Below are 26,807 nucleotides of genomic sequence, written 5' to 3'. Positions count from 1 at the left end.
TGGCACTTCTGCAGACTTAGCTTATGTAAATAGCAATAAGAGGGGCAGTAAAAATGAAACTGTCCATACGGTCGAGCACTCCCCCATGGCCAGGTATCATATTTCCACTATCTTTAACACCGTAAGCTCTTTTAACAAGCGACTCAGTGAAATCGCCAAGTTGCGCTAGAATAGCAATTGCAAGGCCAATGATTGGAGAATAAAAAATTGAAAATAGACCAAAAAATATTGATCCAAAAATTGTGCACACTACTCCAGCTAAAATCGCACCAAGAAGTCCTGTCCAAGTTTTTCCAGGGCTAAGAATTGGGCAAATTTTAGCTCCACCAAAATTCTTACCAAATAGGTAAGCGGTAATGTCAATTCCCCAAATGGTTAAGACGAACCATACTAATGCGTATTTTCCCTGTGGTAGATTATATAAATATATTAATGAGGCGCTTGGTAGTGCAATCAATAATAATGCAAAAACGTATAAAATTTTATTTCCTTGGGTTAGATTATACCATTCAAAAGAAGATAAAACTGCTATTGAAAAAATCAATAGGTAAAACGATAAATCACTGAAATATGTAGCAAAGGAAAATATGAATAATATTACTATTGAGGACAACATTCTAATTATAAAATTATTATCTACCATATTTTTTCTCTCTTTTTGTATAATCTTCTAATGCTTTACTCAAATCTTGACAAGAAAAATCAGGCCATAAAGTATCACAAAAATACAATTCAGCATAAGCTGCTTGCCATAATAAAAAGTTGCTTAACCTTTTTTCGCCGCCAGTGCGAATTAATAAATCCAATTTTGGCAAATCTTTAGTATATAGAAATTTTTCAAATTCCTCTTCTGATACACAATCAATATTTTCTTTTATAATATTGCTTATAGCTTGTGTAATTTCTTGCTTTGCTCCGTAACTGACTGCCACAGTGAGTAATAAACCATCGTTCTTATGTGTCATTTCTTCTGCTTTTTTAATTTGATCCAATATTTTACTGGATAACAGACTTAAATTGCCAATAAAATTTAACTTAATGTTACAGTTGCAAATGAAATTGACTTTATCTTCATTAGTTAAGACAGAGTAAAATAAATCAAATAGACAGTCAGTTTCGTTTTTAGGTCTAAGCCAATTCTCCATAGAGAATGCATACAAAGTTAAGTAGGGTATGGTTAAGTCCGTACAATACTTGGCAATATCGTATGCAACTTCACTGCCCTTTTTATAACCATCAATTTTTACCCTTCCTTGATTGTTCGCCCATCTACCATTACCATCCATAATAATTGCTAAATGTTTCGGTAAAGATTCTTGATTCAACATTTAAAGTTCACCCGATGTCATAAAAGTAACTGACACACAGCTATACGAACATTGTGCTACCAGGAGGGTGTCATTCCAGTGCCCCGACACTGGAATCCAGAAATTTGATTGCAAGTGAGCACACTGAGCTGATAAGCATAAAAATAGCTGTCTTATGCTAAAACAAACGTTTTTGACGAGATTGTATGAAAAGCTGGATCCCAGTGTCACGCACTGGGATGACAAAAAAGAGGGCACTGGAATGACATCATTTACTGTATAATATTGTGCAATATTGCAACGTTTGTACGGTTGTGTGCCTGCTACCTCCATGGCACCCTTGCATGTAATTTTTTCTTTTTCACTACTGAAGGCTTCTTTCATATTAACTTAGTGATGCAATATATCCTTTTCTTTGATGGACAATTCACCATCAACCTTTTTTATATTATCATCAGTAATATTTTGTATTTCCTTTTTAGCACCATGAAAATCATCTTCTGAGATTTCTTTATTTTCCTTCATTTTTTCTGTTTCTTCCATAATATCTCTACGTATATTTCTAATGGCAATCCGTGCATTTTCAGCAAACTGATGCAATAATTTCACTAATTTTTCACGGGTTTCTTGTGTTAAGTCCGGAAGAGCTATACGTATGGTATTGCCCTCAACAACAGGATTTAAATTCAAGTTGGCATTTAATATAGCATTTTTCACTTCACCGACAACATTAATATCCCAAATTTTAATTGATAGAGTTTTGTTATCTATAACCGAAACACCTGCAACCTGATTTAACTTTTGATGTCCACCATAGATATTTACAACTATACCATCAAGCAACGATGCGCTAGCTCTACCAGTGCGTACGCCTTTAATATCATCATGAAAGGACTGAATAGTTTTTAGCATTCTTTCTTTTGTTTTAGCTTTTATTTCATTTAACATAAATTACCTACTGTTTACAATCTGAAACTATAGTATAAGTACCTTGACCCTTAATAATATTGACTATTTTTTCTCCCTTCAAAGAAAAAACTATAATTGGAATAGAATTCTCACGAGCAAGTGAAATTGCTGATGCATCCATAACTTTTAAATCACGAGTCAATAAATCCGTGTAAGAAAGCCTATCATACATTACAGCATCCTCATTTTTTTTCGGATCAGCGGAGTATACACCATTTACTTGCGTACCCTTTAGAATAACATCACAATTCATTTCAACAGCACGTAAGGCTGCAGCTGTATCTGTAGTAAAAAATGGGTTGCCTGTGCCTGCTGCAAAAATTACCACTCTACCTTTTTCTAAATGACGAATAGCTTTCCTTCTTATGTAAGGTTCACATACAGTGGCCATGGGTATTGCAGATAATACCCTAGAAGCTATTAAATTTTTTTCTAAAAAGTTTTGTAAAATTAAAGCATTGATTATAGTTGCAAGCATTCCAATATAATCACTACTTGCTCTTTCACAGCCACTTAAAGACGCAGATGTGCCACGAAAGATATTACCACCACCAACAACAATACATACCTGAACTCCAAGCCTGTTAATATCAGCTATATCTTTGCACAATTGGCTTATTATTCCCATATCATAGCCAAAAGACTGTGACCCCATTAAAGCTTCACCAGAAATTTTAAATAACACTCTGGAATATTTTATTTCGCTTTTTTCATTTATTGAGGGAAACATTTTTTACCATTTAGTTTGCACCACCCAAAACAAGTAACTTGTAATTAGATAATTTAATAGCACTCATCTCGCTTGATTTTATAAAATCAGAAACCTTCATTTTATCATCCTTTATGAACTTTTGTTCTAGTAAAACAACTTCTTCATGGTACTTAGCCATTCGTCCATCTACTATTTTTTTTGCTACTTCTTCAGGTTTATTTAAGCCCCTCACTTGCTCTTCAATTATAGAACGTTCATTTTTCAACTTCATTTGATCTAAATCATCTATAGACAAAGCTTCAGGCTTCATAGCAACTACATGCATAGCTATTTGTTTCCCAATCTCTTGTAGCTTCGCCTTATCACCAGATGATTGCAATGCAATTAAAGCACCAATCTTACCTAAGCCACACACATCACCATGTACGTAGCCAGCAATAACTCCATCCTTAGCTTCTAAGTAACAAAGCTTGCTTAACTCTAGCTTCTCACCAAGAACTGATGTACCATTCATAATAGCTTCCTGCACTGTGCCAATGCTTTCATACTTGGCATTTTTTAACTCATCAACGCTAGTACAGCGTTCTTGATGAGCAATTGATGCTAAATTTGAAACTAACTCTATAAATTTCTCATTCCTTGCAACAAAATCTGTTTCGCAATTGAGTTCAACCAATGCACCATAATTTTCAGTCAAACACATAGCAACGAGTCCATCTGAAGCTATTCTATCAGATTTTTTGTCAGCTTTAGCAAGACCTATTGTACGTAACTTATCAACAGCCTTCTTGATGTCACCATCACATTCTTCTAATGCTTTTTTACAGTCACTTAAGCCAAGCCCTGTTCTATCACGTAATTCTCTTATATCATCTGGATTCATCTTCATTTGTTATTACCTCCCTTTCTTCTTCTTTGTAAACTTTATTACGTCTCCTTTTAGTTTGCACAATACCGTCTTCTTTTTCTTGAATAAACTCATCACCCCTTATATCATCAATCTTAACTCCAGATTTTGCTAGACTAGACTCTATTCCAGCTAATATAGAGTCGGTAGCTAATTTACAATAGAGCTCTATTGATTTTCTTGAGTCATCATTTCCAGGTATTAGATAAGTAATACCATCTGGATCAGAATTAGTATCAAGTATTGCAACTATTGGAATTCCTAACTTCTTAGCCTCCTTAACCGCTATATGCTCTTTATTAGTATCAATGATGAATAAGATATCAGGAATTGCTCCCATTTCTCTAATACCGCCAAGCGCCTTATCAAGCTTTTGCTTTTTCTTTTCAATGTTTCCCAATTCTTTCTTTGTTAAAATGCTATCCTCGTCATTTAATATTTTCTCATATTGCATCAAGGTTTTTATCGAAGAAGAAACAGTGCCCCAATTAGTAAGCATACCACCAAGCCAACGATGATTCACATAATATTGACCACAACGAATCGCTTCACTTGCAATAATATCAAAAGCTTGAAACTTTGTACCAACAAATAGAATGCGACCACCTTGAAATGCAACGTCATATAAAGCCTTCATGGCCACCTGTAGCAATGGTAGTGTTTTTCGCAAATCAATTATATGTATACGATTTTCTTGATGCACTCCATATATGTATGGAGCCATTTTTGCGTTCCAGCGACTAATTTTGTGACCAAAATGTACACCAGATTCGGCTAAATCACGTACAGTGACCTTAGGCAAATTTGTCATATATCATTCCTCCAAATAGTTTATCTTCCATGGCATAACCCTAATGGGACTACTTGTACAAGCCATGTGTGAAATTAAATTATTTACATAGTAATAGAAAAGACAGCAAAGCGCAAACAAAAAATATTGACAAAGGGCAACATGTTTATTAGCTTTAAAGTTGAAGCCCGAAAACGCTAAAAAGAAATTAGGGGGGTGTAGCTCAGTTGGTTAGAGCGCATGCCTGTCACGCATGAGGTCGTGAGTTCAAGTCTCATCACTCCCGCCATATTAGTTTTAGCATAATTTAAAATTCGCAACCAGTATTGAGAAATGCTTCCATCAAACTTGACATGGTATGGTATTGCAATTAATACTTAAATAGGTTTATTTTTATCGTTAAAAATTAGGATTAAATATGTTCATTTCTGAAGTTTTTGCAGCAGATGCAACTAGCAATGCATCAAGTATCAGCGCATCTTTTACTAGTTTTATTCCATTGATTTTAATACTTGTGGTATTTTATTTTCTCATTATTCGCCCGCAACAAAAAAAACTAAAAGAACATAGAAAGATGATAGATCAAATAAAACGTGGTGATACAGTCATTACTTCTGGTGGAATAATAGGTGAAGTTAATAAAGTTGATGAGGCAAATGCACAATTTATAATAGAAATAGCACCAAAAGTTGAGATAAAAGTTCTAAAGTCCGCTATATCTGAGGTTTTAAGCAAAGAAACTCAAAAAGTAGCAGCTAAACCAATTAAAAAGGTAAAATCGAAAGAATGATAAAAAGAATATAAATCAACCAGTAATAAAGGCAAAAATGCTTAACATGTTTAGAAAAAAGTTTGTTTGGTGATCCATTTGTGTGCGGAATATTTGGTGTAGTAAGTAGCGGTGATTCAGTAGTACCAACTTTACTAACTGGGTTGCAAAAATTGGAATATAGGGGATATGACTCTTCAGGTATAGCAATCATAAATAACGAAGGTAAGATAGAAGTCAAAAAATCAGAAGGTAAAGTCGAAAGGTTATGTGAAGTTGTTGATGATAGCAAGATGTCTCACAGTACAGTTGGTATAGCACATACTCGCTGGGCTACACATGGAGTTCCAGGCCTTAAAAATGCTCACCCCATTCGTACAAATAATGTTGTTGTTGCTCATAACGGCATAATTGAGAATTACAATCTGCTAAAAAAGGGTCTAGAAGAAAGGGGAATGTCATTCCATACTGACACTGACACAGAGATCATACCAAACATGCTAACCTTATATCTTGATGAAGGATTGTCGCCAGTTGATTCTCTATTTAAGTGTTTAAACAACCTACACGGCTCATTTGCCTTGGTCTTATTATTTGCAGAATATCCAGACGCCTTATTTGTTGCGAAGAGAAATTTGCCTTTAGCAATAGGCTATAACTGTAACACAGTGTTTGCTGCATCTGACTCTAATGCTTTAAGTGCATTTGTGGAAAAAATATCGCATTTGGAAGATGATGACATTGCAGTGATAAAATCTAGTGGAGTTAGTATATACAACAATGGTACACAAGTTAAACGCAGTATAGAAAATAGTAGTCCAAGTGATTTTCTAATTAGCAAAAATGGTTACCCTAGCTTCATGTTAAAAGAGATTTTTGAGCAACCGCGTGCATTAAACAAAACAATAAATCAATTTTACAAGCAATATAAAGAGGTAATATTTGCTAACAAAAAATTGTTTTCTGAGCTGAGTTACATTACTATAGTTGGATGCGGGTCATCTTATTTTGCTGGGCTAATAGCGAAGTATTGGCTGGAAAGTATTGCTCAAGTTCGAGTATATCTAGAAATCTCATCAGAATTTAGGTATAGCAACGTCAAGCTGGAAGAAGGCAGTATTGGGTTATTCATTTCTCAATCTGGTGAAACTGCAGATACCATAGAAGCGCTGCGTTATGCAAAATCACAGAAGCAAACAATCATTAGTATAACTAATACATTTAGCAGCAGCATTGAAAAGATCTCAGATATTGTGTCACATACTCTTGCTGGGCAAGAAATTGGTGTTGCTTCAACAAAAACCTTTTCTGCGCAACTTGCAACTTTAGCATGCTTTGCCGTGGAGCTTGGAAAAATAAAAGGTATACTGGGTGGAGAGAGAATAAAACAGCTAAGCAGTGCTATCAATTCTATTCCCGAGTATGTTGAGCACGTTTTGAATGTGATGAAAATACAACATATATCGGGCAGTATATTAGAACACAATAACGTTATTTTAATCGGCAGAGGAAGTTCATACGGAGTTGCAATGGAAGGCGCATTGAAAATAAAAGAGCTTTCATATATCAATACAACTGGTATTGCAGCGGGAGAAATGAAACATGGTTCTATTGCTTTAATAGACTCTACTGTGCTTGTTATAGCAATTATCCCTTATGATGATTTATTCTTTAAAACGCTATCTAATATACAAGAGATTATTGCAAGAAAAGGCAAAGTAATTGCCTTCAGTGATAAACAAGGAGCGCCATTCCTAAGGGGAGTTTGCGCAGATGTGGTGCAACTTCCAGACACTGATAATTTTATCTCTCCAATCATCTACAGTGTTGCTATGCAATTCCTTGCTTACTTTACTGCAGCAAAAAAAGGGTTAGATGCAGATTGTCCAAGAAATTTAGCTAAGTCTGTCACGGTTGAGTAGTCCATTTAAAGTTAAAGCTAAACTTCTAATTAAGGTAACCAGACTGCATTCTGTGATTTTTAGCAAAACACGATCTTTCATTTGAGCTTCCTTCAATTTAAAATAGATACAGAAACTAGCTATCTTCAAAAATATGGTTGAATAATTGTGTGTATAATTATTAATATTTTTAAGCACTTTGGCTATGGCTTTATCTAAGTTTCTCGACCCTAAGCTGGATTTAACCTTCAAAAAAATATTTGGCACTGAAAAAAATAAGAATATTCTCATACATTTTTTGAATGATATTTTAGGATTTACCGAGATAAATACTATACAAGAAGTGGAATTTCTCAGTACTATAATGGATCCTGAAATTGCATCTGATAAGCAAAGTATAGTTGATGTTCTTTGCAGGGATTCTAGTGGGGCCAGGTATGTGATTGAAATGCAGCTTACTCGCGATAAAGGCTTCGAAAAACGAGCTCAACTATATGCTGCTAAGGCTTACTCAAGGCAAGCTGATAAATCTGGTAAGTACATTGATTTAAAGAAGGTTTTCTTTAAGGAAGAACAGCTAGAAAGCATAGTGGATCGTTGGTTATTTTTCTTCAGTGCGACCTGGAAGGTCATGGTTTTGTGGTGGTTAAATTCCATCTTCCCAGACATCAGGGATAATGTATATCTCACATTTCAAAGAGTGGCAACCTCTGGAATGCAAGCATGAGATAAAAGCAGGTAACACTAAACCTCATGGTGAATCCTTGCAAACAGAGTTAGATATGATTACGAGAGGAACCTATGTTTGAATTGTCGTCAAAGCATAATATGCGAAAAGAGATTGAATTACGCATAGACCAAAATGGTACGAAGCAAAAAGGGAACTAAAGATTGAAGACTTTAGTTATTGATGTTCCAAGCTTCCGGCAAATAGTAGGAATCTAAGTTTAACGTGAAACGAAGCCATGGAACAGAGTAACCACATAGAAGCTCTTATATTCATTAAAATATAAGTAAGTAGCCAACCACAAGCTGCTATGTGGAAGGATTGTTTAAGAAGCTAATGCCCAAAGTAATATCTGGGATATGCAGACGTAAACACTTTAATTTGGAAGGTAAAGTGGTGAATAGTAGTGAATATGTTATGGACCAGCAAAAAGTTAGGTATGAATGGAATGGAATTCCTTGGCGCAAGCTAAAGAAATCTTCATTTAAGCTACAAAAACGAATTTACCAAGCTTCTAAATGTAATGATATCAAAAAGATGCATAATCTTCAGAGATTATTACTCAAATCAACAAGTGCAAAAACACTCGCTGTTAGGAAAGTAACACAGGACAATAGGGGGAAGAAGACTGCAGGTATTGATGGAAAAGCTAACCTTAATCAAAAAGAAAGATTACAACTATCATATTCTTTAGATATAAAAGAAAAAGCAAAGCCATCAAGACGTGTCTGGATTCCAAAATCTGGTAAGCCATCGGAGCATCGCCCGCTTGGTATACCCACTATATCGTGTCGAGCAAAACAAACACTTGTAAAAATGGCTTTAGAACCAGAATGGGAAGCAAAACTTGAGCCAAACACTTATGGTTTTAGACCTGGTAGATCATGTCATGATGCAATTGAAGCCATATTTGATGTGCTCAAACAGAAAACAGCATATGTATTAGATGCTGATATTTCTGGATGCTGTAAAAGACAAGATTTAATCTGACAGAGAAGAATTAACTGACAGAAGAATTGACGTAGTCAAAACTAATATCAGGCTGTTGTTTAATGCTACTAATATTTTTCTGAAAAGCAATATGTTTACTGTCAAAAAACGTTTGCATAGGTGTTTTGCCATAGCAGTATTTGCCTGAGTGAGGCCTTGTCTCATTGTAAGAACGCAACCAATGATCAACATCGATCTGTAGATCCTCCAAAGAATAGTAGATTTTCTTTCTAAAGATAATATTGTAACACTCATCTTGCATAGTTCTATGGAATCTTTCACATATGCCATTAGTTTGTGGAGAGTTGGCTTTGGTTCTAGAATGATCGATATTTTCGATTCCTAAATATAGCTGATAAGCGTGATTTTCGGGCTTGCCACAATACTCCGTACCCCTATCAGTTAGAATGCGTAATAATGGAATTCTCTGCTCATCAAAAAATGGGATAACTCTATCGTTAAGAAGATCTGCAGCTGTAATAGCTGTTCTGTCCGTGTAAAGTTTAACCATTGCAACTCTGGAATAAGTATCAACAAAAGTTTGCTGATAAATGCGCCCTATGCCTTTGATATTGCCCACATAATAGGTATCTTGAGAACCCAAATAACCTGGATGTTGCGTCTCAATTTCACCATGAGCTTCCCTTTGTTCTTTCACTTTTTCTAAAGCTGCAAGTTGTTCTTCAGTTAAAATGATTCCGTCTTGAGCTACTTTTGCCTCCAGTGCTTTAAGTCTCTTTTTCAAAGTTTCAAGGTCATTTCTTAGCCATACAGATCTTACTCCTCCTTGGGAAATTATTATACCTCTTTTTCTCAGCTCATTTGCAGCTCTTTCTTGTCCATATGCAGGAAATTCTGTAGCTATGCCAATTATTGCTCTTTCTATATCTTCCGAAACTCTGTTTGCTAATAGCGGTTTTTTCTTACTTATTTCATGTAATGCTTCTTCTCCCCCATTTTCATATAACTCCTTGAATCGATAAAATGTATCTCTTGAGTATCCCATCACTTTGCACGCTTGAGACACATTTCCTAATTGTTTTGCTAGCTCTAGTAATCCTAGTTTTGGTTTTAGTATTTTTGTTTGTATTGTACTCATTTCTAACACTCCTTATTTTTATTATTCTTAACTTACTTTTTTAAAGTGTCATATCAAGTCCTGTTTAATACACTATAAAAACTATCTAATAGCTACCCAAAACCCTTATTTCCCACTCAAGTTCAACATTAAATTTATCCTTTACTGCATCTTTTACTCTGTTGCCAAGGTTTTCCAAGTCAGATGCAGTTGCATTATCGTAATTGAGCAAGAAGTTACAATGTTTCTTAGAGATTCTAGCTCCACCAATATTTAACCCTAGGCAGCCAGATTTATCAATTAACTCCCATGCTCGGTAGTTTTTTGGATTTTTGAATATGCACCCAGCAGTTTTTCCTCTTATTGGCTGGCTTTTATTTTTTCTCTCAACAATTTCCTTTAACCTTTGTAATATAAGCTCATACTCTGAGTTTACTCCTTTAAACTCAGCTTCAACAAAAATCCAATTTCCTTTTAGGCTATGTCCACGGTAAAAATACCCCATTTCTTCGCTGGAGAACTCATATAGGTTTCCATCCTCTAGATTCACTGCTTTTATGGATTGTACAACACTTGCGATATCACTACCATACGCACCTGCATTCATTTCTATTCCGCCACCAACTGTTCCCGGAATTCCAACTAGAAACTCAAGTCCACTAATTTGTTGCTCTCCTGCAAAGTAAGCAAGGTTCCTGAGCAGCGCAGCACCACCTGCAACAATAGAGTTGTTACCTTTACTTTTTATATATGAAAATTCCTTACCCAATTTTACTGTTATTCCTCGAATGCCACTATCTCGCACTATTATGTTGGATGTTGCACCGATAACGTTAATTGGCAACTCAGTGTTTTTAATCAAGCATGTTAAATCTTCAATATCACGTGGTTTAAATAATATATCAGCTCGTCCACCGACATTTAACCACGTTGCTTTAGACATTAAGATGTCATAACGATAGACTCCACGTACTTTAGGTAAGCTTATAAGCATTTTGATTTCAACTCTAACCCTGCATCCATACCCATTTTCTCCGCATCTTCTATAAATGAAGTGCGCTCAGTAAAGTATATATCTTTTTCATTTGCTAACATACAACGAAAATGTAGCATATTTTCGCTCACATATTCAGCCAAAGCTGCAAGTGGTGTAAAACATGAACCATTCACTGTTTTCATAAAACTGCGCTCTGATTTCACTCTTATAAAAGACATATTATTATTAATTTTCTCTAAAAGATCGATAATTTTTACATCATTCCTTCTACATTGAATACAAACCGCTCCCTGTCCCACTGCACTTAACATAACTTTTTGTGGCAATACCTCTGTAATTAAGTGATGTTTTTCTAATCTTATGAGTCCAGCTTCAGCTAAAATTATTCCATCAAAACTTTGATTTTGCAATCTAGTTGTTACATTTCCACGCAACGGTACTATATTTAAATCTGGTCTAAAATTTAGTAACTGAACTTTTCTTCTTATTGCAGAAGTGGCAATAATAGCCTGTTGTGGCAAAGACTCAAGGCTATTGTGTTTATGAGAAATAAACGCATCGCATGGACTTAGGCTTTCTAAAACACAAGGAATTGTTAAACCCCCTGAGAAAAACGCAGGCACATCCTTTAGCGAATGAACTGCCATATCTATATTATTTTCGAGCAATTCAGTCTCAATTTCTTTAATGAATAATCCTTTGCCTCCTATTTCAGCAAGATTTGCGTTTGCATATTTATCTCCAGAAGTTTTTATTTCAACAATTTCAATAGATAAGTTAGGAAAAGAATCCAGCAACTTTTGTTTTGCTTCCAAAGCCTGGGCAACTGCAAGCTTGCTTCCTCTGGTGCCTATTCTTATTAGCATGTGTACGACTGTTTGTCTGATGTCATTCAAGTAGCTAACTACTTGGATCCAGTTTATATAAACCTTTGCATTTATTGTACTTTAACTTAAAACCAAAAGCAACTTTGACTTTACAAAATAATAACCTTTTATATGCATAAATAAGCTTACTGGATTCTAGTGCCCAAACACTGGTTTCCATCCAAGACGGTGTCATTCCAGTCTGGAATCCAGAAAAAAGAATGGTGTCATCCCAGTGCCCAGACACTGGGATCCAGGAATTTTATTAAGTTGGTAAGCATAAAAATAGATGTTTTACGTTAAAATACAATGTTTTCGATGAGATTATATGGAAAACTGGATCCCAGTGTCAAGCACTGGGATGACAAAAAAAGGAGCACTGGAATGACACCCTTTACGGGCTCTTAAATTGCAACTATAAATATTTAAGAAATTTACCAAATGAAAAAAAAGGCAAAAGAAGCCCCATGGTTAACTAGTTATTTATATGTACTTCAAAATATTGGCGTTTTTTATTCTAAACGCTACGATTCAGCCGCTTTTAAATGCGACTAACCTAAATTATAAACGTTAAGAAATTTACTGAGTGGAAAAAAAGGCAAAGAAAACCCAGGGTAGCTAGCATTCAAATTCTCCCTTGTCTATTTGACGTTTTTTGCTGTCTTAAACGCTTTGTAAGCGCGTTTCAGCTTATATAGGTAAAAACCCAGAAATGTTGTGAAGACATACGGTGCACATAGTGCAAAAAATTAAAAATAAGACGCCAACTACGTTGTTTTTTTTGCTGTTTAATCTGCACAGATGAAGATAACTGAATATTCAGTACCATGATAGGGGGGCTGGCAAAGTTTGTCAAGGAATTTTTATGGCCTAGCGTCACGTGCTGGAATGACATTTGGGAATATGTTATCCGTTTGTCACTTCTAAATGATAAGAGCCTCAATGAATTTATTAGTTTATTACATGTCTCTTTTCATGTATAAATCTATAGAAAGTTTTATACGGAAGTTGTTTTATGAGCAAAATTATAGAAATCAGAGCACCAAAAACTCTTGGTGGTGAGTCAGTTACGGAAGGTATAGTAAAAATAAAGAAAAATATTGGCGAGGCAGTAAAAGTAGATGATCTGATTTTTGAAATTGAGACTGATAAAACAGCACTCGAATTAACTGCAGAAACTTCGGGGCAAATAACTGAATTTCTTGTAAAGGAAGATGATGTAATAAGCCCAGATCAATTGTTAGCGAAGCTTTCCATGGGAGAAGTAAAAGAGGAAGCGGGAAAAGAAGATAAAAGCGAAAGTGCTGCTAAAAAAGATGCTCCATCAGCTCGCAAAATTATGGAAGAAAATGCAATCAGTGCAGAAAATGTCAAAGGAACTGGCATGGGAGGCAGAGTAACAAAGGCAGATGTGATAGGCCACATGAACAAAGCTGAACAGCCTGCAATAAAACAATATGAATTGCCAAAAAGTATAGTAAGTGGAGAGCAAAGAGAGGAACGAGTAAAAATGAGCAAAATAAGGCAAGTAATTGCCGCTCGTTTGAAGGCATCACAAAATACTGCTGCAATACTGACCACGTTCAATGAAATCGACATGAAAAATGTCATGGATCTAAGAGCAAAATATAAGGACGCCTTTGAAAAAAAATATGGAATAAAACTGGGTTTCATGTCGTTTTTTATAAAGGCAGCGGTGCAAGCACTGAAAGAGATCCCTGAAATTAACGCTGAAATCTCAGGCGATGAAATCATATATAAACATTACTATGACATAGGTGTTGCTGTTGGCACTGACAAAGGCCTTGTTGTGCCAGTTATTCGGAGTGCTGATCAGATGTCATTTGCAGAAATTGAGTTGACTTTGGTTGCTCTTGGCAAAAAAGCTCGCGAAGGTAAGCTGCAAGTATCGGAAATGGAAGGTGCAACATTTACTATCTCAAACGGCGGAGTATACGGTTCGCTCCTTTCCACCCCGATAATAAACCCTCCGCAATCTGGAATACTTGGAATGCATTCAATACAAAACAGGCCAGTTGCCGTGGGCAACTCAATTGAAATCAGACCTATGATGTATATCGCTCTCTCTTATGACCACAGAATAGTGGATGGCAAAGGAGCAGTGACTTTTCTTGTTAAAATAAAAAATTATATAGAAGATCCAAACAGATTAGTTTTGGAAGTGTAATTTTAAACATGATCCCATAGCTCAGTTGGTAGAGCGGCTATCAGTAGGTCGTGTATACTGGGATCACTGAACAAGGAGAAGGTTTCAAAAGTTGACGAATTTTACTAAAGTGCATATGAGAAAAAAACAACCTTTTATTAATCCTCTTACACTCCTTTGCTATTATATGTCATTGCTGTAGGCTGCATTTAGTAATATAATCTCATATTAAATAAGACGTTACTTAAGTTTATGCTAGATTCTCCGCTAATTTTGACAGCCATTCTTATATTTTTCATTTTTACGTTGTCATTCTTTTTTATAAGAAAGATATTTGGTTCCACAAACAAGAAGATAATAAAATCCTTTAGGAAAATTGTTCAGCAAATAAATGCATTAGAAACAGAAATGCAGAGCTTATCTGATGAGGAGCTTGCTGGTAAAACTGAAGAATTCAAACGAGAATTGAAAAATGGGAAAACGTTAAATGATCTTCTCGTACCTGCATTTGCAGTTGTGCGTGAAGCCTCTCGAAGGTTTCTTAACATGAGGCACTTTGATGTTCAACTGATTGGTGGAATGGTGCTCCACAATGGCATGATATCAGAAATGAAAACAGGAGAGGGAAAGACACTCGTTGCAACTTTAGCAGCATATCTAAATTCCTTAGAAGGGAAAGGCGTACATGTCGTAACTGTTAACGACTATCTTGCAAAACGAGACACAGAGTGGATGAGCAAATTATATAATTCTCTTGGGGTTTCTGTTGCGTTTATTACGAATAACTTGCCAGACGAAGAGAGGAAAGAGGCTTACAGTGCAGATATCGTGTATTCCACAAATAACGAGCTTGCCTTTGATTACCTGCGAGACAATATGAAATTTTCTCAAGAAGACATGGTTCAGAGAGGCTTTCACTACGGAATAGTTGATGAAGTGGACTCAATACTCATTGATGAAGCTCGCACTCCGCTTATTATTTCTGTCCCGGTTGAGGAAAACAATCAGATATATAAGCATATCAATAAAATAGTAACCAAATTAGTTGACTCCGATTATGAAGTAGATGAAAAAGGTAGAACGGTATTCTTGACTGAAGATGGTATTTCACGAGTGGAGGAACTACTAAGGTCATACAATCTCATTCCTGAAAATTTCTCGCTCTATGATACTGACAGCATGATAATGACTCATTATATAGACCAAGCATTACGTGCATATAAGCTGTTTACTGCTGATAAAGATTATATAGTAAAGGATGGCAAGGTAGTGATTATTGATGAATTTACTGGGCGTATGATGGAGGGCAGGAGATATTCCGATGGTCTTCATCAGGCACTTGAAGCGAAGGAGAATCTTGAAATTCAGCATGAAAACCAAACTTTAGCATCGGTCACATTTCAGAATTACTTTCGTATGTACAATAAACTTTCCGGAATGACGGGAACAGCAGCAACAGAGGCAGAAGAGTTTCGTGATATATACAGATTAAATGTAGTAAAAATTCCAACCAATGTACCTGTAAAAAGAGTTGATATTGATGATGAAATTTACGGTACAGAAAAGGAAAAATTTAATGCTGTGTTGAAGTTTATAGAAGAATGCCACAAACGCCTTCAACCGGTCCTTGTTGGCACGGTGAGCATCGAAAACTCTGAGAAGCTTTCTGCGCTTTTGCAAAGCCATTCTCTTAAGCATTCAGTATTGAATGCTCGTTATCATGAACAAGAGGCGTACATAATAGCGCAAGCTGGGGTGCCAGGTAGTGTCACTATAGCAACTAACATGGCAGGGCGTGGAACTGATATTCAGCTTGGTGGAAATGCTGAAATGATCGCAAAGGTAGAGCTCAAGAAAATAAAAAATGCTGATGAAAGAGAAAAAAAATATCAAGAAATAATTGAAAGAGTAAAAAAAGATAAGGAAATTGCTATAAAAGCTGGTGGTTTATGTGTGGTTGGAACCGAAAGACATGAAAGCAGGAGAATAGATGATCAATTACGCGGCCGTTCTGGTCGTCAGGGGGATCCTGGACTTTCTAAGTTCTTTTTATCGCTCGAAGATGACCTAATGAGAATATTTGGTTCTGATAGAATGAGAAGCTTTTTACAAAAAGTAGGGTTAAAGAATAACGAAGCTATTCATCATCCATGGATCAATAAGGCACTCGAGAAAGCGCAAAAGAAAGTTGAAGCTAGAAACTATGACGTGCGGAAATCTCTACTTAAGTTTGATGACGTAATCAATAACCAACGTAAAGTTATTTTTAAGCAGAGAAACAAGATCTTAGGCAACGAAATTAATGACGTATTTGAAGTGTATAGCGAAGTAAATGAGAGCGTAGTAGAAGGTATAATCCAAAGTGGCTATTACGAAGATTATGTTGAAGATATAGCCAAAGAATTCCATACAAGGTATGGAATAACGCTTGATAAAGAAGATTTAGCAAAGTTTTTGAATAAACAAGAAGCTTTGAATTATATAAATGATAAGATACAAGAATTTTTTACTGAGAAAGAAAAATATTTCAACAGTCAGCACACTACAGATTTGTGGAATACGATCGTGAAGCAAATGATGATAATGACACTTGATCATTTATGGAGGGAACACCTTTCAGTTCTAGAGAGCCTAAGACAAAGCATAAGCTTACGTGCTATGGGGCAGAAAGATCCACTGAATGAATTTAAACGCGAAGCTTTCTTGATGTTTGAGTCGATGCTTGAAAAATGGAAGGAACTCACCATTCACCGCCTAGCGCACTTTAAGTTGGCAGACAACCAAGAGATAGGCAATAGGTTACATTCTGCGAGAAATAGCAGACTTCCCAAAGTCTCAAGAAACGACAAGTGCCCTTGTAATTCTGGAAAGAAGTACAAACACTGCCACGGCGCGGTTACTGTGGTGAATTAATAATTATGGTTGTACAGTTTGTGTAAAAGACAAGATTTAATCTGACAGAGAAGAATTAACTGACAGAAGAATTGACGTAGTCAAAACTAATATCAGGCTGTTGTTTAATGCTACTAATATTTTTCTGAAAAGCAATATGTTTACTGTCAAAAAACGTTTGCATAGGTGTTTTGCCATAGCAGTATTTGCCTGAGTGAGGCCTTGTCTCATTGTAAGAACGCAACCAATGATCAACATCGATCTGTAGATCCTCCAAAGAATAGTAGATTTTCTTTCTAAAGATAATATTGTAACACTCATCTTGCATAGTTCTATGGAATCTTTCACATATGCCATTAGTTTGTGGAGAGTTGGCTTTGGTTCTAGAATGATCGATATTTTCGATTCCTAAATATAGCTGATAAGCGTGATTTTCGGGCTTGCCACAATACTCCGTACCCCTATCAGTTAGAATGCGTAATAATGGAATTCTCTGCTCATCAAAAAATGGGATAACTCTATCGTTAAGAAGATCTGCAGCTGTAATAGCTGTTCTGTCCGTGTAAAGTTTAACCATTGCAACTCTGGAATAAGTATCAACAAAAGTTTGCTGATAAATGCGCCCTATGCCTTTGATATTGCCCACATAATAGGTATCTTGAGAACCCAAATAACCTGGATGTTGCGTCTCAATTTCACCATGAGCTTCCCTTTGTTCTTTCACTTTTTCTAAAGCTGCAAGTTGTTCTTCAGTTAAAATGATTCCGTCTTGAGCTACTTTTGCCTCCAGTGCTTTAAGTCTCTTTTTCAAAGTTTCAAGGTCATTTCTTAGCCATACAGATCTTACTCCTCCTTGGGAAATTATTATACCTCTTTTTCTCAGCTCATTTGCAGCTCTTTCTTGTCCATATGCAGGAAATTCTGTAGCTATGCCAATTATTGCTCTTTCTATATCTTCCGAAACTCTGTTTGCTAATAGCGGTTTTTTCTTACTTATTTCATGTAATGCTTCTTCTCCCCCATTTTCATATAACTCCTTGAATCGATAAAATGTATCTCTTGAGTATCCCATCACTTTGCACGCTTGAGACACATTTCCTAATTGTTTTGCTAGCTCTAGTAATCCTAGTTTTGGTTTTAGTATTTTTGTTTGTATTGTACTCATTTCTAACACTCCTTATTTTTATTATTCTTAACTTACTTTTTTAAAGTGTCATATCAAGTCCTGTTTAATACAACTTGGATGATACCTTTTTTCTACTTAGTTTGGGTTATGCAAGAAGTCTATTTACTTCTTAACTTGACGCACATGATGTCTTGCAGCATCATCTACTGCTTCTAAATAAACCATCGCCAAACATATACCACTGTGTACTTCTATATATGCCTCATTGCTCAGGCTTCGATTAAAGCAAGAATTCTTTCCTGGAAAGGCAAGGTTGCTAAGATGCAGTTCCCATTTTAATCCTTTGGTTGATATTTGAGCTCTCGGTATACCAAGTAAAGATATTTTAGTATTTTTTGGCAAAGAAAAAAAATGGATAATACCTTTTTGTAAAGTGTAACCTACCATGGGAGGTGAAGGTGTGTAAAAGATACTGCCCGTACTTAGAAAAATGTTAATATTCTGTGGTATGTGATCAATTGCTCCTCCAGTAATACCCGTTACTATTGATTGCAATAACTTTACTGTTTTTAAGTGAGCCATTGCTTTAGAAAAGTCGCAATAATCTTGATCAGGTAGATATATCGTATTCAAATTAGCACGTAAATCCAGATTTACGCTATCCAAATCTCCTACTACAAGATCAGGTTTTACGCCAATTGATAGAAGCTTGTTTGCTCCTCCATCTACAGCAATAATAGGTATATCTCGTTTAAAAAACGATGAGCTCGGTATTTTTCCATTTAGCACTACAATAGAACGATATTGTTGTTGTGTACTGCAATGCAGCACATGATCATGGTGCAGGTTTTGCATCGTAGTAACATTTTTGAATAATTGATATTATGCTAATCACTAATCCAGCAATATTGCTAAGCACCACAAAAATTGAGCTCTGGTAAAGACCATAGCCAATCCAAGACAATGAACAAATAAGATAGTTTACTAACATTGGCATCGATACATCACGAGTAACTTTAGTGATATATGCTTTATATACTTGAGGTGATAATCCAATTAGAGATGCAATTAACGCAATGAAGCCGAAGCATTCTTCAATATTTATATACATACATTTTCCTACGCTTGCTTTAACAATATCAGGTTCAAAGGGTTGTACTTTATGTACTCTCAGCTTTTCTAGAGCACCCCTAATGCGTGTAATTTATAATATCATTTAGTCTATTAATCAAGAAATTAATAGTGACTTGCATTTATGAAACCCAATCGGCTTCTATGCTAATTATTATCTAAACTAATCGTCGGTTGTGCATCTTGCTCAGAGATTAGGGCAACCAACAAATTATTTATCAATTGAACCTTTTGCTTGCCATCTAATTGTAAGCTTTTGTTTTTTTCAAAATGAGCTATTACTTCCTCGACAATTCCTATTGCATTTTGCACTATATGCCTTCTTGCCGAAGTGATAGCATGTGCTTGTTGACGCCTTAACATTGCTTGTGCAATCTCGGACGAATACGCCAAATGCGATATTCTTGCTTCTGTAATCTCAATTCCTGCAATATCTAATCTTTGTTGTAACATTGACCGCAATTCATCTGAAATTTTATCAGAATTTTTACGTAAAGATTCCTCATCGCTTTCGCTATCATACGGATAATTGCTCGCCAATTCTCTAATTACCGAGTCACTTTGTACAAAAACAAATTCGTGATAGTTGTTAACATTATAATACGCCTTTGCAGGACTGCTCACTCTCCAAACAATTACTGCAGAAATCTCTATTGGACTTCCATTTGCATCATTAACTTTTATTTTTTCTGTGTTAATATTCTGAAATTTTAGGGAAACTATATATTTGCTTGAAAAGGGAAGCGTTACACATATTCCAGACTTAAAATAAGTTCCAATATAATGACCAAAAAATTCTATCACTCTTGCTTCATTAGGGTCATTAATAAAAAATCCTTGAAGAAAAGTCAAAATTGAAACGGCAGCAACTCCAAGTGCAATTGTGCTGTCATATGCCAAAAAAAGCAGCGATAAAATTAATCCTAGCGCTATTAGTACAGGAAAAGCCCGAATTTGACTGAAATTTCTATCGTTTATCGTATTCTTATCCATACTGTCTTTAAACTTCTTTTTCACTTGAACCCTCTCTGTTGATCGTTTTGTTTATCTTATTTACAAATAGTTTAAACTCTCTTAATTCATGATCAGGCAATTTTACTTCAGTTTTATGTGCTATCGTAAGCGGATCGATGTGTTTGCCGTTATATATAACTTCGTAATGTAAATGGGGTCCTGTTGCAACACCAGTGCTACCAACATAGGCAATAACCTGCCCCTGCTTTACTTTAGAGCCTAACTTTATATCGCCACTAAATCTACTTATATGCGCGTAACAGGTTGAATATTCATTTTTGTGTTTTATTTTGATGTAATTTCCATAGCCACCATTCTTTCCTATATATTCTACCACACCCTCTGCAGCAGCGTATATGGGAGTGCCAAGCTTAGCTGCATAATCCACTCCTTTGTGAAAAGCAATTTTACCGCGAACAGGATGCTTTCTATTGCCAAATTTTGAGGATATGCGATAATCTCCATTTAAAGGATTTGCAAAAATTTCGCCATTTTTTAAGCTTATTCCTTCATTATTAAAATACCTTTCTTTGCCGTCTTGCGATTTATAATGATATAAACTAATAGCTTTCTTGTTTATTGTCAGTGAAGCATATAAAATTTTTTCTTCAGTCTTCTGATTATTAGGCAATCTCTCAAAAAGAACCTCCAATTTACTCTTCGGCACAATGTCTTTTTTAAAATCAACACCGAAATCTTTATATATGTTGATCAATTTCACCACTGTATTTGGCGCCAACCCTTGCTCAATTCCCGTGGCAAAAAAGGAAGATTTTATGGTGCTGGATATTAAAAAAGTCTTTTTACTGTTATCTGGAGTCTTAAGGGCGTGTATATTAAATATTGGTAAAATATAAAGCAGTATAAATATAATCAGCTTCATCATTTAAACAGCATCAACAAAAGTAAAATTACCTTCCACATACTGTACATCGTCGTTATCTTCTAGCTCTTCAACCAATGCAGATAATTTATCAATCAACTCTTTATCGCTAATTTCAATCAGATCTTTTGGCTGCCGTGAAAGACGAGCAAGTTCTGGTTCTCCGAATTTTGCATAAAAGGCATCGCGTACTTTACCAAAATCTTTTATTTCACAAGTTATAACGTGTAATCCTTCTTTGTCATTTTCCTCAACATTCAATACTTCTAATTCGATTCCATGACTGAATAAATCGTCAAAATTCATACCTTCTGCTTTATAGATGATTAAGCCTACATGATCGAAAAGGTAACTAACACTTCCTGTTTCTCCTAAATTTCCACCTTTACGAGAAAAGATATAACGCACCTCAGAAGCAGTACGGTTGCGGTTATTAGTCAAGGCATGGACAATGAGTGCAGTGCCAAAAGGCCCATGACCTTCATATTGTATTTCCTCGTAATTTTCTCCAGCAACGTTACCAGTTGCATTTTTTATTGCTGTTTCTATTTTATCTTTTGGTAGATTTTCCTTGCGTGCAGCAAATATAGCAGAGCGAAGGCGCGGGTTGAGTTCGGGATCGGGCAGCCCTTGCTTTGCAGCAACTGTTATTTCTCTAATCATCTTTGTAAATTTTTGAGAGCGCTTTGCATCCTGAGCGCCTTTCCGATGTTTTATATTTGAAAATTGTGAATGACCAGCCATATTCAAATAGTTAAAAACCTAATTATATATCAAAGCATAGAAAAAGCTAAAGCAAATTTTCAAGCCTCTGGCTTGGCATCTTGCAGGTTTTCTGCTAATAACATACTTTCATACTGCTCAGCTTCTAAGTCAAGGCCAAGAGCTGAATGGGCTGCTACTAAATAGTTAATAGACTTAGAAAAATATTTAGAATCCTTATAGCTTGCCATATTCTGGAAACGCTTAATTGCTGCCAAATATTCACCACGCTTCAAGTAAAATTTACCGATAGAATACTCTTTTGTTGATATATGCTCTGTGATTAGCTTTGCTTTTTCCTTTATCTCGCCTACATATTCGCTGCCTGGAAAGAGATTAATGTATTCTGTAGCCAGCTCTAAAGTTTTATATGCAGTTTGCTGTCCAAGTTGCACTTTATTAATTTGCATGTAATAAGATAATACTCTTAAGTAGTATACATATGGTAAATCTTCACCATTTGAATAAACATATATATAATCATCCATATCACTTGCAGCACTGCTATAGTTACCCATATTATAGTGAGAAACCCCAGATAATAATTTCGCTTTCATTGCCCAATAAGACAAAGGATACAAATCCTCTATCTTATGAAATGCCCTAATAGCTTGTTTATATTTTTTCTGGTCAAAAAGTTCAACTGCTTCTTCATATAGTTCAGTTTCAGTTTTTTCAAGATCATTCGCATACGATTGTGTAAAGGAGCAAATTAGAAAAATAAAGCACGTGATTAAAGTCTTATACATAAGATTTTTTTCGATCAAAATAAAGTATAGACCTAAATATTACTTAAATAAATAAATTTCTTAGGCAATAGCCGGCCCTTCTTCTTTATAACTACGGTCAGAACTACCTGCATTTCTTGATTCACCTCGTCCTTCCACTTTTGGATCTTTCAGCGTCTTGCTGTAGGAATGTATAGTTAAGACCTGTACAGCCATAAAAATTGCAATACCTATCAAGCCTAAAGTAGTTCCAACAGCAGGATTTAAGGACGATGCTAATGCCATTAACATTATCCTTCTTATTAAAAATATAGAAGAACCAGCAAGCGCCAATCCGGCTACAGACATATTGCTAGTTTTCTTGCTAGATTTCTCATCAAGATCAGACTTTTCTGTTTCCTTTTTCTTATTTTTTTCATGCTTATCAATATAAGAAACAATAGTTGCAAGAAAAGCAATTGCATTGGCAAGAAATAAAATTGCATCCTCTGCTGCTTCAAGTGAAGATGTTTCACCCATTATCATACCTACAATAACCAGTGCAGTTGTTATAGCCTCAATATAGATCAAACACTGACCTATATCAGAAATATTGTGCTCTTTTTCCTTTACTTCCTTTCCATTTTCAATATTCTCCAACTCTCGTTCTTTTTGTGCTATTTTCCTATTATTGTAAATTAAATATAGCGTACAAATGAGAGATAAGACCATAAAAGGTAATATAGTATGGCCTAATGCGCTGCTTATAACACCAAGTAATACCTGATCGCTATATGTTTTTTCCAGTTCAATCGCCATCAGCAATGTAAATGGGACCATTGTTGCCAATGATGCACATTTTCTATATAGCTCTCTTTTTTTTAGTGCTAATAGTTCTTGTTCTAGCCTTTCTCTTTTGACTTCTTTATCAACTGTTGGCCAAAAATCCCAAAAAAACTCTTCTAATGGTTCAAAATCTCTTTTTTTCTTATTCTTTCCTGGAACCTTTTTAGTAGAAGAAAATTTGCCACTAGGTATTTTCATAATATTAACCTAATTAGTTGTAAGTTAATACAATTATACACCTTTTTGCTTTCTGAGTCAATATCACTAAGATATTAACTACTCTTGTCTATTAACTATTTCCTAGGAGATTTAATCAATCTGTTTGATGCCGGCTAAGATATAATTATAGCCTGACCACATAGTTATAATAGCTGCAACCCATAAACAAATCGCACCTGTATATTGAATCATATAATAATCGTTCATTATTAGCGCTACTACAGCAACCATCTGCAAAAATGTTTTAATTTTTCCAGCTTTGCTTACAGGTAGACTAACATTTGTAGCTATCAGAAACTCCCGTAAACCCGAGACTAATATCTCCCGACAGATGATAATAATCGACGGTACTATTGTAAAATCATTTATCTTATGCTTATAAACTAGCATAATTATCGTTGAAACCACTATTAATTTATCAGCAATTGGATCAAATAGCTTGCCAAACTTTGATTGGACTTTCCACGCACGCGCCAGGTAACCATCAAAAAAATCCGTAATGCACGCAAACACAAAGATTGATATTGTTATCAGGCCTGCATATTTATTTTCTATATAAAAACTTAATATTATTGCTGGTATTGCAAGTGCACGAGAAATTGTAAGCAAATTAGGCACGTTTTTTTTAAGCATGTAATATCATCTTACGTAATAGGTAAACTTATACAGAAGTACAACAGAGTTCACAAGTTAATAGTTTACAATTGAACATTTATAAAAACTCCATATACTTAAAAAATACAAGCTTAAAATATAAGGATGTAATGATGAACGATGATTTAGATAGTACCACAAAACAAGAAGCGCTTAAGTATCACAGCAGAGGTGGTAACCCTGGTAAAATTTCAATCATGCCAACAAAACCTTTATCTACCCAGTATGATTTGTCACTTGCTTATTCCCCTGGTGTTGCAGCTCCGTGCCTTGAAATAGCTAAAAATCCTGAGGTTGTTTATGATTATACAGCAAAAAGCAACTATGTTGCTGTCATTTCAAATGGCACTGCAGTGCTTGGACTTGGTAATATTGGTCCTCTTGCTTCAAAACCGGTCATGGAAGGCAAAGCTGTTTTATTTAAGCGTTTTGCTGATATTGATGCAGTTGATATAGAAGTTGGTACAGAAAATATAGAAGATTTCATCAATGCAGTAAGGTATCTTGGACCAAGTTGGGGAGGAATAAATTTAGAAGATATAAGATCTCCCGATTGTTTTATAATAGAGAAACGCCTGAATGAACTGATGGATATTCCAGTGTTCCATGATGACCAGCATGGAACTGCGGTGGTTGTTGCAGCTGGCATAGAAAATGCTCTTGATATTGTTGAAAAGAAATTAGAGGACGTTAAGATCATTATGAATGGTGCTGGAGCAGCCGGTATTGCATGTTTAGAAATACTAAAGTCCATGGGCGCTAAAAATATAGTGCTGTGTGATAAGCAAGGAGTAATATACAAAGGTAGAAACGAGGATATGAATGAGTGGAAGGAAAAGTATGCAATTGATACTTCCGAACGTTCTCTACTTGATACAATAAAAGGCGCTGATGTATTCATCGGACTATCTGCAAAAGATGTGTTAAATGAAGAGATGTTAAAGAGTATGGGCAAAGACCCAATTATTTTTGCTCTTGCCAATCCCGATCCAGAAGTAAGGCCTGAGTTTGCAAAATCTGTGAGGCCAGATGCAATAATTGCAACTGGTAGGTCAGATTACAACAACCAAGTCAACAACGTAATGGGTTTTCCTTATATATTTAGAGGGGCACTTGATGTACATGCAACAACAATAAATGATGAAATGAAAATTGCAGCTGCAGATGCAATAGCAAAGCTTGCCCGTGAGCCAGTACCAGGTGAGATATCTGCAGTCTATGGCGGTCGTAAAATGGGCTATGGACGTGAATATATAATACCTACTCCATTTAACCCAAGATTAATTTCTATAGTAGCTCCTGCTGTTGCAAAAGCCGCAGTTGATTCAGGTGTTGCAAGAAAGGCAATACAAGATTGGAGTAAATATGAAAATCAATTAAAATCTCGTCTTTCTAATGTTCTCAGCACGCTGAATTTACTATCTTCACATATGTAATTTATTGGATAAAGTTAAAAGTGATAAACCAACCCAAACTCTAAGCCATATATGCCAAACCTATTGGTAATGGTTGCAGTTGTTGATTCAACACGTGCAGTTTCATCAACTTTACTTCCTCCACCGGCAGGAATATATCCTTCACCAGCTAGTATCTTTATTCCTGGTACAATATCTTTAAATTGGTTATCAAGGATACCAAAATAGCGTAAACCAGCAAATGCTTGAGTTTGTGCTGTAAGTTGGTGATTGATACCAAGTTTTGCTTGGTAAGCCAAGGCATATCTGGTTTTTCCTAGAAATTTAACCCTAGTTACACCTGCACCAATACCAACATATGGGGTGAATGGCATTTTTGCTATATTAAAATCACGATATACATTGACCATTCCAGCTAAGTTATTAAAACCTTCATTTTTCATCTTAAATGCAGCTCTGAACTCTGCTTCAACACTACAATTTTCTTGAATGTGAATATCAACCTTTCCACTTCTCCAAGGTGAATTGCATTCCGCTCCAGTAGACGCATCATTGTGACGACGAAGTTCAATATATCTTGCTTTTTTCTTATCTGAATAATCTTCATCATATAAGTTAGTCTGAGAATATAAGCCTTCAAACTCAACTCTCATATTTTTGAATAAATACCCTATTGCAGCACTACCGGCAAACCCTGGAACATATTTAGGACTGTATCCAGCTTCAATTCGCTCCTTCTTATTAAAACTAAAAACCCCCTCTGTTATATTGTCACCTGCATCTTCTTTTCCTTCTAGAGAACCTATTGCATTGAAGAATGCTCCAAAATAGTTAGCTTTGATGTAAACATTCTCTAAGTTATTTATTTTATCATCGTAAGATAAGCACCTAAATGAAAAAGTTAGCAAAACCAATAGATATGTGAATTTAAATCTTTCGCCCACCACAAAGCCTCCCTGCATAATTTGTCATTCCATT

Annotated in this window: 25 protein-coding genes, 1 tRNA gene, 1 pseudogene and 1 riboswitch; of the genes and pseudogenes, 8 read left to right on the top strand and 19 right to left on the bottom strand. The window is 35.5% G+C overall.

Annotation, left to right across the window (positions count from 1 at the left end; all coding sequences use genetic code 11):
* Positions 1–16 precede the first annotated feature (16 nt).
* The 6 genes from OPR49_RS03285 to rpsB all read right to left on the bottom strand — a co-directional run bounded on the left by OPR49_RS03285 (position 17) and on the right by rpsB (position 4,706).
* The gene (locus OPR49_RS03285; protein WP_265027436.1) at positions 17–643 is read right to left on the bottom strand and encodes a phosphatidate cytidylyltransferase; all 627 of its coding nucleotides are present in this window, start codon (positions 641–643) and stop codon (positions 17–19) included.
* Positions 633–1,328: a polyprenyl diphosphate synthase gene (gene uppS, locus OPR49_RS03280; protein WP_265027435.1), complete on the bottom strand. Its 696-nt coding sequence runs from the start codon at positions 1,326–1,328 to the stop codon at positions 633–635. The genes OPR49_RS03285 and uppS overlap by 11 nt, the downstream gene beginning before the upstream one ends.
* Before the next feature lie 369 nt (positions 1,329–1,697).
* Entirely contained in the window at positions 1,698–2,255 is a 558-nt protein-coding gene (gene frr, locus OPR49_RS03275; RefSeq protein ID WP_265027434.1) for a ribosome recycling factor, read from the bottom strand.
* Positions 2,256–2,262: 7 nt separating this feature from the next.
* Complete coding sequence (gene pyrH, locus OPR49_RS03270; RefSeq protein ID WP_220468033.1) at positions 2,263–3,006, bottom strand: UMP kinase; 744 nt, start codon at positions 3,004–3,006, stop codon at positions 2,263–2,265.
* 10 nt (positions 3,007–3,016) lie between these two features.
* Complete coding sequence (tsf, locus tag OPR49_RS03265; protein ID WP_265027433.1) at positions 3,017–3,877, bottom strand: translation elongation factor Ts; 861 nt, start codon at positions 3,875–3,877, stop codon at positions 3,017–3,019.
* Complete coding sequence (gene rpsB, locus OPR49_RS03260; protein WP_265027432.1) at positions 3,858–4,706, bottom strand: 30S ribosomal protein S2; 849 nt, start codon at positions 4,704–4,706, stop codon at positions 3,858–3,860. The genes tsf and rpsB overlap by 20 nt, the downstream gene beginning before the upstream one ends.
* 191 nt (positions 4,707–4,897) lie before the next feature.
* On the opposite strand from rpsB, the gene OPR49_RS03255 reads away from it, so the two are divergent.
* From OPR49_RS03255 to OPR49_RS03235, 5 genes and pseudogenes are all read left to right on the top strand, one after another.
* Positions 4,898–4,974: transfer RNA gene (locus OPR49_RS03255), tRNA-Asp, on the top strand.
* A 129-nt stretch (positions 4,975–5,103) separates the two neighbouring features.
* Positions 5,104–5,475, top strand: coding sequence for a preprotein translocase subunit YajC (gene yajC / locus OPR49_RS03250; protein ID WP_265027431.1), 372 nt, complete (start codon positions 5,104–5,106; stop codon positions 5,473–5,475).
* An 80-nt stretch (positions 5,476–5,555) separates the two neighbouring features.
* The gene (gene glmS / locus OPR49_RS03245) at positions 5,556–7,376 is read left to right on the top strand and encodes a glutamine--fructose-6-phosphate transaminase (isomerizing) (RefSeq protein ID WP_265027510.1); all 1,821 of its coding nucleotides are present in this window, start codon (positions 5,556–5,558) and stop codon (positions 7,374–7,376) included.
* Positions 7,377–7,560: 184 nt separating this feature from the next.
* A pseudogene (locus OPR49_RS03240) lies at positions 7,561–7,968 on the top strand (Rpn family recombination-promoting nuclease/putative transposase); the annotation flags it as partial.
* Between the two features lie 450 nt (positions 7,969–8,418).
* Positions 8,419–9,072 (top strand): reverse transcriptase N-terminal domain-containing protein, encoded by a 654-nt coding sequence (locus tag OPR49_RS03235; protein ID WP_265027430.1) that lies wholly within the window; start codon positions 8,419–8,421, stop codon positions 9,070–9,072.
* Between the two features lie 10 nt (positions 9,073–9,082).
* On the opposite strand, the gene OPR49_RS03230 is transcribed toward OPR49_RS03235, so the two are convergent.
* The 3 genes from OPR49_RS03230 to hemC all read right to left on the bottom strand — a co-directional run bounded on the left by OPR49_RS03230 (position 9,083) and on the right by hemC (position 12,013).
* The gene (locus tag OPR49_RS03230; RefSeq protein WP_265027486.1) at positions 9,083–10,171 is read right to left on the bottom strand and encodes an IS481 family transposase; all 1,089 of its coding nucleotides are present in this window, start codon (positions 10,169–10,171) and stop codon (positions 9,083–9,085) included.
* A gap of 85 nt (positions 10,172–10,256) precedes the next feature.
* On the bottom strand, positions 10,257–11,144 hold the full coding sequence (gene murB, locus OPR49_RS03225; RefSeq protein WP_265027429.1) for a UDP-N-acetylmuramate dehydrogenase: 888 nt from the start codon (positions 11,142–11,144) through the stop codon (positions 10,257–10,259).
* Entirely contained in the window at positions 11,135–12,013 is an 879-nt protein-coding gene (hemC, locus tag OPR49_RS03220) for a hydroxymethylbilane synthase (RefSeq protein ID WP_265027428.1), read from the bottom strand. The genes murB and hemC overlap by 10 nt, the downstream gene beginning before the upstream one ends.
* Before the next feature lie 1,015 nt (positions 12,014–13,028).
* Here hemC and odhB point away from each other — a divergent pair.
* Both odhB and secA read left to right on the top strand, forming a co-directional pair.
* Positions 13,029–14,201: a 2-oxoglutarate dehydrogenase complex dihydrolipoyllysine-residue succinyltransferase gene (odhB, locus tag OPR49_RS03215; protein WP_265027427.1), complete on the top strand. Its 1,173-nt coding sequence runs from the start codon at positions 13,029–13,031 to the stop codon at positions 14,199–14,201.
* 231 nt (positions 14,202–14,432) lie between these two features.
* On the top strand, positions 14,433–17,093 hold the full coding sequence (gene secA / locus OPR49_RS03210) for a preprotein translocase subunit SecA (RefSeq protein WP_265027426.1): 2,661 nt from the start codon (positions 14,433–14,435) through the stop codon (positions 17,091–17,093).
* Positions 17,094–17,148: 55 nt separating this feature from the next.
* Here secA and OPR49_RS03205 read toward each other — a convergent pair whose 3' ends face one another.
* From OPR49_RS03205 to pgsA, 9 genes are all read right to left on the bottom strand, one after another.
* Positions 17,149–18,237 carry an IS481 family transposase gene (locus OPR49_RS03205; protein ID WP_265027486.1) on the bottom strand — a complete coding sequence of 363 codons (1,089 nt, stop codon included), beginning with the start codon at positions 18,235–18,237 and terminating at the stop codon, positions 17,149–17,151.
* Between the two features lie 123 nt (positions 18,238–18,360).
* The gene (locus OPR49_RS03200) at positions 18,361–19,053 is read right to left on the bottom strand and encodes a thiamine diphosphokinase (RefSeq protein WP_265027425.1); all 693 of its coding nucleotides are present in this window, start codon (positions 19,051–19,053) and stop codon (positions 18,361–18,363) included.
* Complete coding sequence (locus OPR49_RS03195; RefSeq protein WP_265027424.1) at positions 19,034–19,309, bottom strand: SemiSWEET family sugar transporter; 276 nt, start codon at positions 19,307–19,309, stop codon at positions 19,034–19,036. The genes OPR49_RS03200 and OPR49_RS03195 overlap by 20 nt, the downstream gene beginning before the upstream one ends.
* Positions 19,298–19,400: riboswitch (TPP riboswitch) on the bottom strand. Its footprint overlaps the gene before it by 12 nt.
* A gap of 76 nt (positions 19,401–19,476) precedes the next feature.
* The gene (locus OPR49_RS03190; protein WP_265027509.1) at positions 19,477–20,322 is read right to left on the bottom strand and encodes an SPFH domain-containing protein; all 846 of its coding nucleotides are present in this window, start codon (positions 20,320–20,322) and stop codon (positions 19,477–19,479) included.
* A gap of 7 nt (positions 20,323–20,329) precedes the next feature.
* Complete coding sequence (locus OPR49_RS03185) at positions 20,330–21,226, bottom strand: M23 family metallopeptidase (protein WP_265027508.1); 897 nt, start codon at positions 21,224–21,226, stop codon at positions 20,330–20,332.
* A 3-nt stretch (positions 21,227–21,229) separates the two neighbouring features.
* Entirely contained in the window at positions 21,230–21,970 is a 741-nt protein-coding gene (locus OPR49_RS03180; RefSeq protein ID WP_265027423.1) for a YebC/PmpR family DNA-binding transcriptional regulator, read from the bottom strand.
* Between the two features lie 59 nt (positions 21,971–22,029).
* Positions 22,030–22,737: an outer membrane protein assembly factor BamD gene (locus OPR49_RS03175; protein ID WP_265027507.1), complete on the bottom strand. Its 708-nt coding sequence runs from the start codon at positions 22,735–22,737 to the stop codon at positions 22,030–22,032.
* 60 nt (positions 22,738–22,797) lie between these two features.
* Positions 22,798–23,739: a hypothetical protein gene (locus OPR49_RS03170; protein ID WP_265027422.1), complete on the bottom strand. Its 942-nt coding sequence runs from the start codon at positions 23,737–23,739 to the stop codon at positions 22,798–22,800.
* Positions 23,740–23,850: 111 nt separating this feature from the next.
* A complete protein-coding gene (pgsA, locus tag OPR49_RS03165) occupies positions 23,851–24,393 on the bottom strand; it encodes a CDP-diacylglycerol--glycerol-3-phosphate 3-phosphatidyltransferase (protein WP_253303417.1) in 543 nt (180 codons plus the stop codon).
* Between the two features lie 134 nt (positions 24,394–24,527).
* On the opposite strand from pgsA, the gene OPR49_RS03160 reads away from it, so the two are divergent.
* Positions 24,528–25,850 (top strand): malic enzyme-like NAD(P)-binding protein, encoded by a 1,323-nt coding sequence (locus OPR49_RS03160; protein WP_265027506.1) that lies wholly within the window; start codon positions 24,528–24,530, stop codon positions 25,848–25,850.
* Between the two features lie 14 nt (positions 25,851–25,864).
* Here OPR49_RS03160 and OPR49_RS03155 read toward each other — a convergent pair whose 3' ends face one another.
* Positions 25,865–26,791, bottom strand: coding sequence for a P44/Msp2 family outer membrane protein (locus OPR49_RS03155; protein WP_010962631.1), 927 nt, complete (start codon positions 26,789–26,791; stop codon positions 25,865–25,867).
* Between the last annotated feature and the right edge of the window lie 16 nt (positions 26,792–26,807).

The sequence above is a fragment of the Wolbachia endosymbiont (group A) of Bombylius major genome (assembly GCF_947251895.1).
Taxonomy (GTDB): Bacteria; Pseudomonadota; Alphaproteobacteria; order Rickettsiales; family Anaplasmataceae; genus Wolbachia; species Wolbachia pipientis.
Note: the sequence above shows the minus strand (reverse complement) of the source record. Positions and strands in the feature narration are given on the sequence as shown.